The organism is Paractinoplanes tereljensis (genome assembly GCF_016862435.1).
Lineage (GTDB): Bacteria > Actinomycetota > Actinomycetes > Mycobacteriales > Micromonosporaceae > Actinoplanes > Actinoplanes tereljensis.
In genome coordinates this window covers 383,330-398,727 of the sequence record NZ_BOMY01000002.1, presented here as the reverse complement: position 1 = coordinate 398,727, position 15,398 = coordinate 383,330, and the positions used below count along the sequence as shown (strand labels likewise).

Sequence of the window (15,398 nt, the reverse complement as noted above, 5' to 3'; positions counted from 1 at the left end):
GCCGGGCGGCTTCTAACGTCTTCGGCAACCGAATGGAGCAGCCGATGACCGGATGGAACGCTGACCGCATCCCTGACCAGCGCGGCAGGATCGCCGTCGTGACCGGCGCGAACTCGGGCCTCGGCCGGGTCACCGCCACCGAACTGGCCCACCACGGCGCCCACGTCGTGCTGGCCGTCCGCAACACCACCGCCGGCGCCGAGGCCGCCCGGGAGATCGGCGGCGACGTCGAGGTGCGCGAGCTGGACCTGGCCTCGCTCGCCTCGGTGCGGGCGTTCGCGGCGAAGCTGGCCGCCGACCACCCGGCGATCGACCTGCTGGTCAACAACGCCGGCCTGGTGCTGCTCGGCCCGCGCCGGACCACCGCCGACGGCTTCGAGATCCAGCTCGGCACCAACATGCTCGGCCATTTCGCGCTGACCGGCCTGCTGCTGGGCAACCTGACCGCGGACGCCCGGGTGATCAGCCTCAGCTCAATCACCCACAAAAACGCACACCTGGACTTCGACGACCTGATGTTCGAGCGCGACTACCGCGCCAGCCCGGCATACGGCCGATCCAAGCTCGCCACCACGATCTTCGGCTTCGAACTGGACCGCCGCCTGCGCGCCGCCGGTTCCCCGATCGTCAGCGCGCTGGCCCACCCCGGCCTGACCCGCACCAACCTGACCCCGCGCGCCTGGGAACACCGCGGCCGCCTGGGCCGGGTCATCGCCCGGGCCGGCCTGCTGGCCACCCAGCCAACCGAGCAGGGCACACTGCCGCAGCTGTACGCGGCGACCGCCCCCGGCGTGCACGGCGGCCAGTTCTTCGGCCCAGCGGGCCTGTGGGAGACCCGAGGCCGCGTTACGGAGGCCCGAGCCAGCCGTGACGCCACCGACCCGGCAATCGCAAAACGCCTGTGGTCGGTAGCCGAGGACCTGACCGGCGTCAGCTACCTCTGATCCTCGCTGCTGTCATTCCCGGTGGGCGGCCTCTACGGTGTCACGCTCACCGACGAGAACACCTGCGTGGATCGGGCCGTCGGTCTCGCTCAGCCGTAATCCGCTGCCGCCGTGCCGCAGAGCCACGATCTCGGCGGCGATGCTCACGGCGGTCTCCTCCGGGGTGCGCCCGCCCAGATCGAGGCCGAGCGGCGAGGAAAGCCCTTCAAGATCCACTTCCGCGACGCCGGCGGCCCGCAGCCGGGCGAGGCGGTCGCGGTGGGTCCGACGCGAGCCCATCACCCCGATGTACGCGACCCCGAGCCGAACCGCCACCTCGAGCACCGGCACGTCGAACTTCGGGTCGTGGGTGAGCACACACAGCACCGTCCGCCCGTCGATCCGTCCCGCCGCGGCCTCCCGGGCCAGGTAGCGATGCGGCCAGTCGACCACGACGGCGTCGGCCCCCGGAAACCGCGCAGCGGTGGCAAAGACCGGCCGCGCATCGCACACCGTGACGTGATACCCGAGGAACGCCCCGATCCGCGCGGTGGCCGCGGCATGGTCGGTAGCCCCGAACACAATCATCCGAGCCGCCGGCCGGAACGCCGCCGCGAACATTTCAACCCCACCGATCCGGCGGAGGCCCGAGATGGCGCCGACCTCGCCGATCCGCTGCAGGCTCGGAATATCGCTGGCGGAGGCGTTGACCTTGCCGATCCGCTGAAGGCCCGAGATGTTGGCGACGGCGGCGTCGAGCGACGGGTCGCCGAGCGTTCCCACCGGCCCGTCGTCGGTCAGCAGAAGGTGCCGGGCGTCGTCGAGCCTGGTCACCAGCGTCGCCGGCCGTCCGGCCAGCACGGCCGAGGCGAGCACGGGCAGCTCCGGGAACGACACCGGGCAGACCCGCTCGACCAGCACCGAGATGGTGCCGCCGCAGGTCAGCCCAACCCCGAACGCCTCGTCGTCGCTGACCCCGAACCGCGCGGTCCGCGGCACCCCCGACGCCGCGACGGACACGCACAGGTCGTGCACGGCCGCCTCCACGCACCCGCCCGACACGCTGCCGACGACCGAACCGTCCGGCCCGACCGCCATCATCGCCCCGGCCGCCCGAGGCGCACTCGACCAGGTGGCGGTCACGGTGGCGAGCCCCGCCGCGGCCCCGGCGTGCCACCACGGCAGCAGCGCGGGCAGCACGTCACGCATAGGGATTGAGCTCCGGCACATCCAGGTCCAGGTCACCGGCCACGTCCCCGACTTCGACGACCCGCACCTGCTCGGCGTGCGCCCGCAGATAGTCCCGGGCACCCCGGTCGCCCTCGGCCACGGCGATCACGCCATCCCAGTGGTCGCGCCCGAGCAGCACCGGATGCCCGCGCCGCCCCTCATAGCCACCCATCACGAGGGCGTCGGCCGCCGCGTGGGCGCTCACCCGGCGTACCGCCGAAGGGGTGACCTCAGGCATGTCGACCAGAAGGACCACCACCGCGCCGGCCGGCGTGCCGGCCAGCGCGCGCAGCCCCGCACGCAGCGAGGATCCAAGCCCACTGGCCCACTCGGGGTTGGTAACGACCTGGTCATACCCGCCGGTGAACGGCAGGGCTTCCGGCGCCGAGGCGCCTAAAACCACCACGCTGAGTGAGACACCAGCCGAGCGGAGCGTGTCGGCGCCGCGCTCCACCAGCAGGCTCCCGGCGTACGGAACAAGGGCCTTGGCCCTCCCGTAACGGCGACCGGCCCCGGCCGCCAGCACCAGCCCCGCCGTCTCCACCCCGCGAGCCTAACGTCGCCCAAGCGTCATAGCGGTTGCCGCTACGTTTCCGCTCAAACCACGCAGCAGAGCCGCCCGGCGCAGCCGGAAAGTGCGCGAACGACCCGTGCCGGAGACCGAGGAGAGCGTAGACGTCAGGCAGGCAGGGTGACTGAAAGCTGTCGAGGGGCGCCGCACTCCTCGATCAGGCCGATGAAGGCCTCGCGCAGATCGTCCAACGCGGCTTCCTCGGTGTCGCCCTCGCCGTGTGCACCCGCGCCCGGGCGCAGCTGGGCGTGAGCGCACCACACGCCATCCTCGTCGCGCTCGACGACGACCGGCACGGTAACGGTGCGGAGTTCGGCCATGGAGTCGCTCCCAGGTCTGGGGCTGCCGGGGTACGCACGTCAGCCGGGCCGGCGTTGGATCGTCTCATGACTATAGTCATGAGACAGCCGTGCGCCCGTAGGGGGAGCGTCTCCTCCCTCGGTAGGAGGCCGGGTCGGACCTGTGGGCGCGAGTGCGGCTCGGGGGCGGGCGAAACCGGGGCCGCGCGGTCGCAGGCTGCGGTTATGACGATTACAGCGGCAACTGCGCGGCCGCGATGGCACCGGCCGCTGATTGTTCTGACCGGGGTGGCGGCGGGGCTGGCCGTCGTCACCGCGGTTGGGATCTTGTTCGATTCGCGGGTGCTTACCGGGATGCCGATCTGGGCCAAGCCGTTCAAGTTCGCGGTCTCGTTCGCCGTCTATGGCTTCACGCTCGCCTGGATGCTGTCGGTGCTTCCGCGCCGGAGCCGGGTTGCCGAATGGGCGGGGGCGGTGATCGTCGGGGTCGGGGTGGTCGAGCTGGGGATCATCGTGCTGCAGGCGGCTCGGGGCACCACCAGCCACTACAACGAGACGACTCCCCTGAACGCGGGGCTGTGGTCGGCCATGAGTATGTCGATCATGGTGTTGTTTCTGGCCCACCTGGTGATCGGGGTGGCGGTGCTGCGGCAACGCGGGCCGGACCGGGTCGTCGCGGCCGGGATTCGGCTGGGGCTGTTCGGGTCGCTGCTGGGCATGGTGGCGGCCGGGCCGATGGTGTTCGGGCCGCACTACGGCGCGCACGCCGTCGGGGTGCCGGACGGCGGGCCGGGACTGCCGCTCACCGGCTGGAGCACCACCGGCGGGGACCTGCGGATCGGCCACTTCGTCGGGTTGCACGCGCTGCAGGCCCTGCCGCTGCTGGCGTTCCTGCTCAACCGGTACGCCACCCGGCTCGGCGTGCGGACGCGAGTGCGACTCCTGGTGATCGCGGGCAGTGCTTACGGCGTACTCGTCGGGCTGTTGACCTGGCAGGCACTCCGGGCGCAACCGCTGCTGCAACCGGATGGCCGGACCCTGGTCGCGGTGGCCGCGCTCGCGGTCGCGACCGCGACCGCCGCGGCGCTGGTGTTGACCCGCGACAAGAACGACCCGCGACAAGAACGCCTAGGCTGACCGGCATGGGGTGGGCGCAGCGCCTTTTCGATCGGCGGGACTCCTGGTTCCGCCTGGTTCTGCTCGACCTCAGCGGCCTGAGCTACCTGGTGTTCTACGACGAGGGCCGGCATCCGACCACCACCCAGTGGGTGCTCGCGGTGCTGGCCTTCGTGGTCGGGCCGGTGCTGAGCCGGTGGCCGATGCTCGCCTTCCTGCTGCAGACCGGGCTTCTCGGGGTCGCGCTCGTGGTGCTCGGCGACCCGACGATCAACCAGGTGGCGGCGAGCTGGGCGCTCGGCGAGGTGGCCCTGTGGGCCCGGAAACCGCGGCTGATCTGGCTGGCCACCGGCCTGCTGCTCGCCGTCTACCTGGTGTTCGCGACGCCGGGCAAGGTCGAGCTGTTCGGCATCCTGTCGCTGCCGATCGGCCTGCCGCTGCTGCTCGGCCTGGTCCTGCGCACCACCCGGGAGCTGGGCGAGCAGGCCCAGCGGCGGGCCGAGGCGGAGAGCCGGGCGGCGCGCGCCGACGAGCGCGGCGTGATCGCCCGGGAGCTGCACGACGTGGTGGCCCACCACGTGGCGTCGATGGTGCTGCGGGTCGGGGTGGCCCGGCACGTGCTGCCCGGCCTCGACCCGCGGGTGGCCGAGGTGCTCGACGACGTGCACGGCACCGGGACGGCCGCGCTCAACGACCTGCGCAAGCTGGTCGAGGTGCTGCGCGGGTCGGGGGAGCGGGGCGACGCCGCGCTGACCGCGATCGAACCGGGTGCGCTGCCGGCCGCGCTGGGCGCGGCCGTCGAGACCGCCCGGATGACCGGGATCACCGTCGAGGCGGACATCGACGAGGCCGTCGGCAAGCTCGATGCGGTACGCGGGATGGCCGTGCTCCGCCTCACCCAGGAGGCACTGACCAACGTGGCCAAACACGCCGGACCCGCGGCTCGGGCGCGACTGCTCGTCTCCGTCGCCGACGACGAGGTCAGCTGGGAAGTGTCGGACGACGGCGGTGGTGTTTACAAAAACCCCGAAATGAGTGGGGGACACGGCCTCATCGGTATGCGGGAGCGGGCCGAAGTTCTCGGCGGCGTGCTCACCGCCGGTCCGGACGGCGGCGGCTGGCGGGTGCGCACCGTGCTGCCCGGAGCGGCCGCGTGATCCGGGTCCTGCTCGTCGACGACCAGCAGCTCATCCGGGCCGGGTTGCGGATGCTCTGCGACGCCGAACCCGACCTCGAGGTGGTCGGCGAGGCCGGCGACGGCCGGGAGGCGGTGACCCTGGCGGCCCGGCTCACCCCGGACGTGGTGGTGATGGACCTGCGCATGCCGGGCGTCGACGGGATCAGCGCGACAAGCCGCATCCTGGCCGCCCGGCCGGCCACCCGGGTCCTGGTGCTGACCACGTTCGGCGACGACGACCATCTTTACCCCGCGTTGACCGCCGGGGCCTGCGGCTTCCTGCTCAAGGACGCGCCGCCGGTCGAGTTGCTCGACGGGATCCGGCGGGCCGCGGCCGGGGACAGCCCGTTCAGCCAGGACGTGCTGCGCCGGCTGGTGCGGCGGGCGGTGGACAGCCGGCCGGCGCCACGGCCGATCAGCGGCCTCACCGAACGGGAACGCGACGTGCTCGCGCTGGTCGGCGCGGGATTGTCCAATGCGGAGATCGGCGCGCGGCTGCACATCGGCGTGACCACGGTGAAAACGCATGTGACGGCGTTGATGGCGAAGACCGGCGCGCCCAATCGGGTGCGCCTGGCACTGGTCGCCCATTCCCCAGAAAACGGGTAAGCGAAAGGCCGGAGATCCGTGGCGGCGGTTCTCCGGCCTTTCGCTCTATGAAAGTTATCGCGTCATCGCGAGTTTTGCCCGGCCATCTCTCCGGCGTGTGGCGGTCAGCCCTGTCGGCCGTTCCAGCGCGGGTTCTTCCGGTTGAGCACGACCAGGCGGCCGCGGCGGCGGGTCAGCACCGAACCGGGCTTGCTCTTCAGCGACCTGAGCGAGTTACGGACCTTCATGTCGGAACCTCTCTCCACGCCGGGCGTTTCACCGGCGCGATGTTCAGAACGCCGGTTGCCACCTGGTTATTTCTCGCCACAGCGGTCAGCTCATGACCTGTTCCGGCCGATCGGCCTGCCATGCGAATGAGAGTTCTCGGTACCTTCCTGACCGCCGCCGCCATCGCGGCGGCCGGCACCGCCGTTCCCGCTCAGGCCGCTGAGGGGAACGTTATCGGCGCCGGTGCGCCGGGGACGATCCCCGGCCGGTACATCGTCACGATGAAGGCACCCGGGGGGCTCTCGGCGCAGAGTGCGGGGTCACGCAAGGCGTATTCGGCCCGGATGTCGGCGAAGCAGGCCCGGCAGCTCGCGGCCCGCTCGGACGTCGCGCTGGTCGAGCAGGACCGGATCGTGCACGCCGAGACGACCACCTACAAGAACCCGGTCTGGGGACTCGACCGGATCGACCAGAAGTCGGCCACCCTCTCCAAGACGTACACGCCCAGTGACGACGGCAGCTCGGTGCACGCGTACGTGATCGACACCGGTATCCGGATCACCCACAACGAGTTCGGCGGCCGGGCCTCCTACGGCTTCAACTTCGTCAACTACACCACCACCGCGTCCGACTGCGAGGGGCACGGCACGCACGTGGCCGGCACCATCGGCGGCCGGACCTACGGGGTTGCCAAGAGCGTGCAGCTGGTTGCGGTCAAGGTGCTGGACTGCGACGGCGAGGGTGAGCTCTCCGACGTCATCGCCGGCATCAACTGGGTGACCGCCAACGCCAAGAAGCCGGCCGTGGCCAACCTGAGCCTCGGCGGCTCGAACAGCCCGTCGCTGAACGCCGCCCTGCAAAAGCTGATCAACTCGGGTGTCACGGTCGCCGTGGCGGCCGGCAATGAGAACGTCAACGCGGCCAAGGAGAGCCCGGCCAACCTGGCCGCGGCGATCACCGTGGGCGCCACCGACGCCAAGGACAAGCGCGCCTCGTTCTCCAACTTCGGCACCGTGCTCGACATGTTCGCGCCGGGCGTCAACGTCCGGTCCGCCTTCGCCAGCAGCGATACCGCGACCGCCTCGGCCAGCGGCACCTCGATGGCGTCGCCGCACGTGGCCGGCGCGGCCGCGCTGGTGCTCGACGCGTACCCGACCTGGACCGCCGCGCAGGTGCGCAACTACCTGGTGGCGCAGGCCACCACCGGCAAGATCAGCGGGCTGAAGGGTTCGCCGAACCGGCTGCTGTTCGTGCCCGCCCCGCCCGCCGCCGTGGTGATCAAGACCTCGGGCCTGACCATGACGGCCGGTACGGCGTTCGCCTCGCAGCTCGCCCTGGCCTCCAGCCGTCGCGGCTCGTGGAGTCTCGCCGAGGGCACCCTGCCCACCGGCGTGACGCTGTCTGCGGCCGGCGTGGTCTCCGGCACCCCGACCGGGCCCGGCACCGACACGATCAAGGTCCGGTTCACCGATTACGTGCCCACCGCTGTCACCAGGAGCATCGCGGTCACCGTGAACGCCACCAGCCCCGTCATCAAGACGGCAGTCCTGCCGGACGGCGCCCAGGGTGCGTACTACTACCAGCAGCTGGCCGCGGACCGGACCGGCACCTGGGCGCTGAGCAGCGGTGACCTGCCGGACGGGCTGTCGCTGAACACCAACGGCCTGATCACCGGGGTGGCCACCACGTCGGGCTCGTCGACCTTCACGGTCGAGTTCACCGATGGCTGGGGCAAGACGGCCCGCTCGGAGCTGACCATCGACATCGCCTGAGACGTAAACCGGCTCCGCTCGTCGACTCGGGGGCACTGAAGTCGGCGAGCGGAGCCGGGGCGTTGCGGCGGTCGCACCCGCCGTTAGGCCTGGTGAAACCGTAAACGGATGATTTGTCAGAGCGCTGTTACGAGGCTGTGCGGTTGCTGTAGGCCTCGGCGTACCGATCGGCGATGGCCTTGGTCTCGGGCAGGTCGGATTCGACCACCGGCAGGCCGTCGGCGACGTCCGCGCCCAGCTCGGTGAGCAGTTGGCGCAGCAGCGCCTCGGCCGCGGCCGCCTGCGGCGGCACGCCGGCCGTCACCACCGGGACCGCGGTCTTTCCGGCCAGGGCCTGGGCCGGCAGCTGGTCAAGAAGCACTTTCAGTACGCCGGTGTAGCTGCCCTTGTACGTCGGGGTGGCCACCACGAGTACCTCGGCCTCGCGCAGCGCGGTCACGGCGGCCGCGGTCGCCTCGTCGCCCGGCGTGAGCAGGCCGGCACCCAGCTCGCCGACCTCGATCACGGTGGGCGGGAACCCACCGGTCTTCTCCCCGAGCGCCTCCCCGACCGCGATGGCCAGCACCGAGGTGCGGGAGCCGGGCCGGGGGTTGCCCGAGACGACGACGATGCGACTCATTGTTCTCCTTGAGTAAGAAGTGGCAGGACGTTCTCGCCGAACCGCAGCGCCTCTTCCAGATGCGGCTGGCCGGACAGGATGAAGTGGTCGAGGCCGAGCGCCTGATATTCGCGGATCCGGGCGGCGACCTCGGTGTGGCTGCCGACCAGGGCGGTGCCGGCGCCCGGCCGGACGATGCCGAAGCCGGCCCACAGGTTGGGCGCCACCTCGAGCGAGTCGCCGGTGGTGAGCTCGGCCATCCGGCGCTGGCCTTCCGACTCGGTGGCGGCGAACTGTTTGCGGGCCCGCTCGATCTCCGCTGCCGGCACCCGTTCCAGCAGCGAACGGGCCACGCCCCAGGCCTCGTCGGCGGTGTCCCGGCTGATCACGTGCAGGCGGATGCCGTAGGTGAGGTGCCGGCCGGCCTCCTTGGCGAGAGTGCGCACGGCATCCAGTTTGGCGGCTACCGCGGCCGGTGGCTCGGCCCAGGTCAGATAGGTGTCGGCGTGCCGGGCCGCGACCGGCAGCGCGGCCGCCGACGAACCACCGAAGAAGATCGGCGGGATCGGGTCGGGCGCGTGCCGGACGGTGGCGTTCTCGACCTGGTAGTGCTCGCCCGCGAAGGTGTACGGCGTACCCGCCCAGGCACCCCGGACGACCTGCAGGAACTCGGCCGTACGGGCGTAGCGCTGATCGTGCGAGAGGTGGTCGCCGAAGCGCCGCTGCTCGCTCGCCTCCCCGCCGGTGACCACGTTGAGTGCCAGCCGCCCGCCGGAGATGCGCTGGTAGGTCGAGGCCATCTGGGCGGCCAGGGTCGGCGAGATCAACCCGGGCCGGAACGCCACCAGGAACTTCAGCCGCTCGGTCTCGCTCAGCAGGGCGGCCGTGGTCAGCCAGGCGTCCTCGCAGAACGTCCCGGTCGGGGTGAGCACCGCGGAGAACCCGGCCTGTTCCGCGGCCCGCGCGACGAGCGCGAGGTAGCGGATGTCCGGCGGCCGGGACGTGTCGGCCGTCAGATTGGCCTGCCCGCCGCTGACGATGTCGTGGCTGTCGCCGGCGGTGGGCAGGAACCAGTGGAACGGCATCTACGCGGCCCTCCGCAGGTGGGCGTAGTGGCCGTCGTGGTAGACCAGCGGCGCCGCGGTCAGATCCTGGTGGTGGTCGCCGGTCTCCGGGGTGGCCAGCACGATGCTGTGGTCACCGGCCTCGACCCGGCGCACCACCCGGCAGATGATCCGGGCCAGCACCCCGTCCAGCAACGGCACCCCGCCCGGTCCGGGCTGCCAGGCGCCGTGGGTGGCGAACCGGTCGATGCCGCGGGTGGCGAACGTGCGGGCCACGTGTTCCTGCTCCTGGGTGAGCACGTGCACCGCGACGACGTCGGCCTCCTCCACCGCCGGCCAGGCCGAGGCGGTCTTGGCCAGGCAGAACGACACCAGCGGCGGGTCGAGCGAGACCGAGGTGAACGAGGTGGCGGTGAAACCGGCCGGGGGCGCGCCGGGCGCGGTGATCACCACGACCGCGGCGGCGTGGCGGCGCAGCAGCGCCCGGAACAGATCGGCGTCCACGAGAGAGGTGACGGACACGGGTGCCTCCTGGCTAAACGCTGGCGAGCTCGCGATGACGCAGCTCCTGCCGGACGAGCGGGATCAGGTGCCGGCCGTAGTCGACGGCGTCGTCGACCGGGTCGTAGCCGCGGATGAGGATCGTGGTGACGCCGAGATCGACGTAGTCGAGGAGAGCCTGGGCGACCGTCTCCGGGGAGCCGACCAGCGCGGTCGAGTTGCCCTGCGCGCCGCTGGCCTTGGCCGTGGCCGTCCACAGCGCACGGTCGTGCCGGTCCTTCTGAGCCGCCGCCGCGAGCAGGCGCTGCGAGCCGACGTTCTCCACGAGGACCTTCTGATCGCCGGCGAACGACCGGCCGCTCTCGATCTTCGCCAGGATGCCGGTAGCACGCTCCCAGGCCAGGTCGTCGGTGGCGGCCAGGATCGGCCGGAACGAGGCGCTGATGCCCAGCGGCCCGCGCCCGGCCGCCGCCGCCGCGGCCTGAACGCTGGCGATCTGCTCGGCGGTCTCCTTCAGCGGCTCGCCCCACAGCGCGTAGACGTCGGCCTTGGCCCCGCCGACCCGGTAGGCCGCCGCCGAGGAGCCGCCGAAGTACAGCGGGATGCGGTGGGCCGGTTGGGCGAGCAGGGCGAAGTCCTCGAACTTGTAGAACCGGCCCTCGTGCGAGAACGGCTCGGGGGAGTCCCAGGCCCGGCGCAGGATGGTCAGGTATTCCTCGGTGCGGGCGTAGCGGTCGTCCTTGGTCAGGTAATCGCCGTCCCGGCGCTGCTCGGCGTCGGACCCGCCGGTGATCGTGTGCACCGCCACCCGGCCGCCGGTGAGCTGGTCGAGGGTGGCGAAGGTGCGGGCGGCCGTGGTGGGGAAGACGAACCCGGGCCGGTGCGCGATCAACAGCCCGATGTGGTCGGTGCCGGCCGCCGCGAACGCCGCGACCTGGTTGGCGTCCGGGCTGGCCGAAGAGTAGGCGACGAGGATGCGGTCGAAGCCGGCCTCCTCGTGGGCTCGGGCGAATCGACGCACGTAACCGGGGTCGACCGGTGGCCCGGACGGTGCCCTGGTCTCGGAGACGTCCCGAGTGCCGATCATGCCGACGAACTCGACTGTCATGATCTGTTTACCTTTCCAGCCGTCCACTTGATGGGATAGCGAACCGCTGTCCCCCACCCTCCGTCTCAGATGCGTGAGCCGTCAATGGTTGTCTCATATCCTAGTAATCCTAGGGAGTATGGTTGACATGAGGGAGTTGCGGCCGTCAAAGTTGCGGCCATGTCCACTACTGCGATCGCCGGTCCCGCCACCGCGGCGGAGACCGGGGCGACGCCCTCGAAGAAGCGGGCTCTGCCGTACCGGACGATCTCCTGGATCGTCCCCGTTCTGCTGCTGCTCACGTGGGAACTGCTCGCCCGGACCGGCGTCATCGCACCGAACGTGTTGCCGGCACCTAGCTCGGTCGGCACCACCGCGTGGCATCTGACCGAGACCGGCGAACTGCCCCGCCACCTGTGGGAAAGCCTGAAGCGGGCCGCGGTAGGCCTGTTCATCGGGGCCGGCGTCGGCCTCGTGCTCGGCGTACTCACCGGTTTCTCGAAGCTGTTCGAGGCACTCATCGATCGCAATATTCAAATTGTCCGGGCTATCCCGTTCCTGGCGATCCTGCCGCTCGTGATGGTCTGGTTCGGCGTCGGCGAGAGCGGACGCTTCTTCCTGGTGGCGCTCGGCACGCTGTTCCCGATCTACCTGAACACCGTGCTCGGCATCCGCCAGGTCGACCCGAAGCTGGTCGAGATGGGCCGGGTCGCCGGTCTGTCGAAGCTCGACATCGTCCGGGCGATCATCCTGCCCGGGGCACTGCCGTCGATCCTGCTCGGCCTGCGGCTGGCGCTGACCAACGCCTGGCTGGCCCTGGTGATCGCCGAGACGGTGGGCGCGCCCGCCGGCATCGGCTTCATGGCCACCAATGCTCGCGAATTCCTGCAGACCGACGTGATTGTGCTGGTCATCGTGCTGTACGCGCTGATCGGCCTGACTACTGACCTCATCGCTCGAGCCCTGGAGCGCCGTCTCCTGGCCTGGCACCCCAATTACGCACCATCCGGAGGAAGAAAGTGACCCTGTCCCGCCGCAACCTGCTCGGCGCCGCGCTGGCTCTGCCCGTCCTGGGAAGCCTTGCCGCCTGTGGGAACGACGACGAGGCCGCAGCCGCAGCCGGAGGTCGCAAGAAGGTGCGCCTGACCTACGGGGCCATCTCCGTTCCCAAGACCCGTGGTGTCTTCGAGAAGACGCTGAACGACCAGGGCATCGACATCGAATGGGTCGGCCCGTTCCCGAACCACGCGCCCACCCTGCAGGCCGTGGCCACCAACACCGCCGACTTCAGCTTCGGCGGCAGCTCCACCCCGGCCGACCAGGCGCTGCTGTCCGGCAACAAGCTGGTCTACGTGGCCTGGTCCACCTCGAAGCCGCGGACCAGCGCGATCATCGTGCGGCCGCAGAGCGGCATCAACTCGGTGAAGGACCTGGCCGGCAAGAACGTCGCCGTCAACAAGGCCGGCCTCGGCGAGTTCCTGTTGGTGGCGGCGCTGGAGAAGTACGGCGTGGCGCGCGACTCGGTGACCTTCACCTACCTCAACCCACCGGACGCGGCGCCGGCCTTCGGCAGCGGCAAGGTCGACGCCTGGTCGATCTGGTCGGGCCCGCTCGAGCTGGCCCAGGTCAACTACCAGGCCAAGTCGATCTTCGTGGACGGCGACGAACTCGACAAGCAGATCGACTTCGGCACCTACCTGGTCCGCGAGGAGTACGCCAAGAAGGAGGCCGACACCATCCGCAAGGTGATCGCCGCCTACAAGGCCGAGCAGGACTGGGTCAACGCCAACCAGGCCGAGGCGCAGAAGATCGGCAACGAGGTCTCCAAATACCCGCAGGGCGTGGTGGACAAGCTGATCGGGAACAACGTCCAGACCACCTGGAGCCTGATCAACGACGACGGCATCGCCCAGCTGCAGTCCGGCGCTGACTGGCTCACCGACCACAAGGTCCTGAGCGGAAAGATCAATATCGCCGACCACGCGGTGAAGCTATGAGCACGGTTCTCGCCGAGAAGATCACCCGGCGGTACGGCGAACGCACCGTCCTGCACGAGCTCGACCTCGCCATCGAGCGGGGCGAGTTCGTGGCCCTGCTCGGCAAGAGCGGCTGCGGCAAGACCACGCTGCTGCGGGCCCTGGCCGGCCTCGACCCGGTCGACGGCGGCACCCTCGCCGTCCCGCAGCGGCGCACCGTGGTCTTCCAGGAGCACCGGCTGCTGCCCTGGTGGAAGGTCTGGCGCAACGTGGCCATCGGCCTGCCCCGGTCGACCGCCCGGGCCAAGGCCCAGTCGGCCCTGGAGGAGGTCGGCCTGTCCAACCACGCCGACGCGTGGCCGGTCACCCTCTCCGGCGGCGAGGCGCAGCGGGTCGCGCTGGCCCGGGCCCTGGTCCGCGAGCCGGAACTGCTGCTGCTCGACGAGCCGTTCGCGGCCCTGGACGCGCTCACCCGGATCAAGATGCACGGCCTGGTCCGCGACCTGACCAGCCGGCACCGGCCGGCCGTACTGCTGGTCACCCACGACGTCGACGAGGCGGTCCTGCTCGCCGACCGGGTGCTTACCATGCGGGAAGGCCGGATCGCGGCCGTCCATGAGGTGCCCGCGGGTGCTCGCGAGCGCGGCTCGGCGCCGTTCGCCGCGCTGCGCGGCACCCTGCTGGGCGAGCTGGGGGTGACCGAGTAATGGCCGACGCCTTTCATCAGAAACTGCACCATGTCGTGCCGACCGGCTTGTCCGGGGATACCGCGCAGACCAAGGGGATGACCCGGGTCGAGGCGATCAGCGGCAAGACCGTGGGCAGCGAGAACCTGTGGATGGGGGAGACCCACGTCCACGCCTCGACGGCCAGCGACAACCACCATCACGGTGAGTCGGAGACGGCTATCTACGTCGTACGCGGCAATCCGGTCTTTGTCTTTTACGACCTTGACTCGCAGGCCGAAATCAGGCACGAGACCAAACCCGGTGATTACATCTTCGTGCCGCCGTGGGTGCCGCACCGCGAGGAGAACCCCGACCCGGACAACGAGGCGGTCGTGGTGATCGCGCGGACGACGCAGGAGGCGATCGTGGTCAACCTGCCGTCGCTGCGACCGGAGGAGGAGTGACATGCCGGTCGATTTCATCGGCCTGATCGCCACCCAGGACGGGTCGGAGAGCACTCCGGCCACCACCGCGCTGATCGATCCGGCCTTCACCACCCGGATCGCCCGGGCGCACGAGGACTCCGGCTTCGACCAGGTGCTCCTCGGATACAGCTCGTCGTACCCCGAGGGTGCGCAGGTGGCCGCCTACGCGGCGGCCCGGACCGAGACGCTCAAGTTCCTGGTCGCGCACCGGCCCGGCTTCGTCGCGCCGACGCTGGCCGCCCGGACCTTCGCCACCCTCGACCAGTTCACCGGCGGCCGGGTCACCCTCAACATCATCACTGGCGGTCACGACGTCGAGCAGCGCCGCGACGGCGACTACCTGTCGAAGGACGCCCGGTACGCCCGCACCGACGAATACCTGGGCATCCTCCGCCAGGCCTGGCAGTCCGACATCCCGTTCTCCCACCAGGGCGACATCTACCGTTTCGAGGACTTCGTCGCCCAGGTCAAACCGGTCAACGGGACGATTCCGATCTACTTCTCCGGTTCGTCGCCGGCCGCCTACCGCACCGGCGTCAAACATGCCGACGTCTATATGTTCTGGGGCGAACCCCTGGCCCAAATTCAAGAGCAAATTGCTTCGGTACGGGCGGAAGCCACGGCCGTCGGACGGGCGGCGCCGGGTTTCTCGGTCTCGTTCCGTCCCATTCTCGGCCCGACCGAGGAACTCGCCTGGGAACGGGCCGAAGCGATTCTGGGCCGGATCGGCCAGGTCACCGCGCCACGTTTCTTCCGCAACCGGGACCGGGCGAGTCCTGCCAACACCGGCTCCCAGCGCCTGCTGGCGGCCGCGGCCGAGGGGGACCGGCACGACCGGGCGCTCTGGACCGCGACCGCGAAGGCCAGCGGCGCCGCCGGCAACACCACCGCCCTGGTGGGCACGCCGGAGACCGTCGCACAGGCCCTGCTCGACTACTACGACCTGGGCGTGACCACGTTCCTGATCCGCGGTTACGACCCACTTGACGACGCCATCGACTACGGCCGCGAGTTGATCCCCGCGGTCCGGGCCGAGATCAGCCGGCGGGACGCCGCCCGGCTTGTCGCCGCTTGACTTTCTGCTACATGATTTAACCTATCGAACAGATGGGACA

The 15,398-nt window shown here is 70.6% G+C and carries 18 protein-coding genes; 10 read left to right on the top strand and 8 right to left on the bottom strand.

The window, feature by feature from the left end; all coding sequences use genetic code 11:
- Positions 1 to 44 precede the first annotated feature (44 nt).
- Positions 45 to 944 carry an oxidoreductase gene (locus Ate02nite_RS03110; RefSeq protein ID WP_203798430.1) on the top strand — a complete coding sequence of 300 codons (900 nt, stop codon included), beginning with the start codon at positions 45 to 47 and terminating at the stop codon, positions 942 to 944.
- Between the two features lie 12 nt (positions 945 to 956).
- Here the strand turns inward: Ate02nite_RS03110 and Ate02nite_RS03105 are convergent, their stop codons facing one another.
- The 3 genes from Ate02nite_RS03105 to Ate02nite_RS03095 all read right to left on the bottom strand — a co-directional run bounded on the left by Ate02nite_RS03105 (position 957) and on the right by Ate02nite_RS03095 (position 3,044).
- Positions 957 to 2,132 (bottom strand): XdhC family protein, encoded by a 1,176-nt coding sequence (locus tag Ate02nite_RS03105; RefSeq protein ID WP_203798428.1) that lies wholly within the window; start codon positions 2,130 to 2,132, stop codon positions 957 to 959.
- Positions 2,125 to 2,697: a nucleotidyltransferase family protein gene (locus Ate02nite_RS03100; protein WP_203798425.1), complete on the bottom strand. Its 573-nt coding sequence runs from the start codon at positions 2,695 to 2,697 to the stop codon at positions 2,125 to 2,127. The genes Ate02nite_RS03105 and Ate02nite_RS03100 overlap by 8 nt, the downstream gene beginning before the upstream one ends.
- Positions 2,698 to 2,831: 134 nt before the next feature.
- A complete protein-coding gene (locus Ate02nite_RS03095; protein WP_203798423.1) occupies positions 2,832 to 3,044 on the bottom strand; it encodes a type II toxin-antitoxin system HicB family antitoxin in 213 nt (70 codons plus the stop codon).
- 204 nt (positions 3,045 to 3,248) lie between these two features.
- Here Ate02nite_RS03095 and Ate02nite_RS03090 point away from each other — a divergent pair, with 204 nt between their 5' ends.
- Genes Ate02nite_RS03090 through Ate02nite_RS03080 form a run of 3 tightly spaced genes read left to right on the top strand, consistent with a single transcriptional unit; the run spans position 3,249 to position 5,925 of the window.
- Positions 3,249 to 4,160 (top strand): hypothetical protein, encoded by a 912-nt coding sequence (locus tag Ate02nite_RS03090; protein ID WP_203798421.1) that lies wholly within the window; start codon positions 3,249 to 3,251, stop codon positions 4,158 to 4,160.
- A gap of 5 nt (positions 4,161 to 4,165) precedes the next feature.
- A complete protein-coding gene (locus Ate02nite_RS03085; RefSeq protein WP_203798419.1) occupies positions 4,166 to 5,296 on the top strand; it encodes a sensor histidine kinase in 1,131 nt (376 codons plus the stop codon).
- A complete protein-coding gene (locus Ate02nite_RS03080) occupies positions 5,293 to 5,925 on the top strand; it encodes a response regulator (protein WP_203798417.1) in 633 nt (210 codons plus the stop codon). The genes Ate02nite_RS03085 and Ate02nite_RS03080 overlap by 4 nt, the downstream gene beginning before the upstream one ends.
- 104 nt (positions 5,926 to 6,029) lie before the next feature.
- Here the strand turns inward: Ate02nite_RS03080 and Ate02nite_RS03075 are convergent, their stop codons facing one another.
- Positions 6,030 to 6,152: a ribosomal protein bL36 gene (locus Ate02nite_RS03075; protein ID WP_203798415.1), complete on the bottom strand. Its 123-nt coding sequence runs from the start codon at positions 6,150 to 6,152 to the stop codon at positions 6,030 to 6,032.
- Between the two features lie 126 nt (positions 6,153 to 6,278).
- Between Ate02nite_RS03075 and Ate02nite_RS03070 the strand changes: the two genes are divergently transcribed.
- Positions 6,279 to 7,904: a S8 family peptidase gene (locus tag Ate02nite_RS03070; protein WP_239147076.1), complete on the top strand. Its 1,626-nt coding sequence runs from the start codon at positions 6,279 to 6,281 to the stop codon at positions 7,902 to 7,904.
- 127 nt (positions 7,905 to 8,031) lie between these two features.
- Here Ate02nite_RS03070 and Ate02nite_RS03065 read toward each other — a convergent pair whose 3' ends face one another.
- From Ate02nite_RS03065 to Ate02nite_RS03050, 4 genes are read right to left on the bottom strand one after another with little or no spacing between them, the layout of a single operon-like run.
- The gene (locus Ate02nite_RS03065; RefSeq protein ID WP_203798411.1) at positions 8,032 to 8,523 is read right to left on the bottom strand and encodes an NADPH-dependent FMN reductase; all 492 of its coding nucleotides are present in this window, start codon (positions 8,521 to 8,523) and stop codon (positions 8,032 to 8,034) included.
- Positions 8,520 to 9,587 (bottom strand): LLM class flavin-dependent oxidoreductase, encoded by a 1,068-nt coding sequence (locus tag Ate02nite_RS03060; protein ID WP_203798409.1) that lies wholly within the window; start codon positions 9,585 to 9,587, stop codon positions 8,520 to 8,522. Before Ate02nite_RS03060 ends, Ate02nite_RS03065 begins: the two co-directional genes overlap by 4 nt.
- Positions 9,588 to 10,088 carry a flavin reductase family protein gene (locus Ate02nite_RS03055; RefSeq protein WP_203798407.1) on the bottom strand — a complete coding sequence of 167 codons (501 nt, stop codon included), beginning with the start codon at positions 10,086 to 10,088 and terminating at the stop codon, positions 9,588 to 9,590. It abuts the gene before it with no gap.
- 13 nt (positions 10,089 to 10,101) lie between these two features.
- On the bottom strand, positions 10,102 to 11,175 hold the full coding sequence (locus Ate02nite_RS03050; RefSeq protein ID WP_203798405.1) for an LLM class flavin-dependent oxidoreductase: 1,074 nt from the start codon (positions 11,173 to 11,175) through the stop codon (positions 10,102 to 10,104).
- Between the two features lie 159 nt (positions 11,176 to 11,334).
- On the opposite strand from Ate02nite_RS03050, the gene Ate02nite_RS03045 reads away from it, so the two are divergent.
- The 5 genes from Ate02nite_RS03045 to Ate02nite_RS03025 are packed head-to-tail and all read left to right on the top strand — an operon-like array spanning position 11,335 to position 15,358.
- Complete coding sequence (locus Ate02nite_RS03045; protein ID WP_203798403.1) at positions 11,335 to 12,177, top strand: ABC transporter permease subunit; 843 nt, start codon at positions 11,335 to 11,337, stop codon at positions 12,175 to 12,177.
- On the top strand, positions 12,174 to 13,151 hold the full coding sequence (locus Ate02nite_RS03040) for an NrtA/SsuA/CpmA family ABC transporter substrate-binding protein (RefSeq protein WP_203798401.1): 978 nt from the start codon (positions 12,174 to 12,176) through the stop codon (positions 13,149 to 13,151). The genes Ate02nite_RS03045 and Ate02nite_RS03040 overlap by 4 nt, the downstream gene beginning before the upstream one ends.
- Positions 13,148 to 13,837: an ABC transporter ATP-binding protein gene (locus tag Ate02nite_RS03035; protein ID WP_203798399.1), complete on the top strand. Its 690-nt coding sequence runs from the start codon at positions 13,148 to 13,150 to the stop codon at positions 13,835 to 13,837. Before Ate02nite_RS03040 ends, Ate02nite_RS03035 begins: the two co-directional genes overlap by 4 nt.
- Positions 13,837 to 14,262, top strand: a complete 426-nt coding sequence (locus tag Ate02nite_RS03030; RefSeq protein WP_203798397.1) for a cupin domain-containing protein — start codon at positions 13,837 to 13,839, stop codon at positions 14,260 to 14,262. The genes Ate02nite_RS03035 and Ate02nite_RS03030 overlap by 1 nt, the downstream gene beginning before the upstream one ends.
- Position 14,263: 1 nt before the next feature.
- Complete coding sequence (locus tag Ate02nite_RS03025) at positions 14,264 to 15,358, top strand: LLM class flavin-dependent oxidoreductase (protein WP_203798395.1); 1,095 nt, start codon at positions 14,264 to 14,266, stop codon at positions 15,356 to 15,358.
- The last annotated feature ends 40 nt before the right edge of the window (positions 15,359 to 15,398 follow it).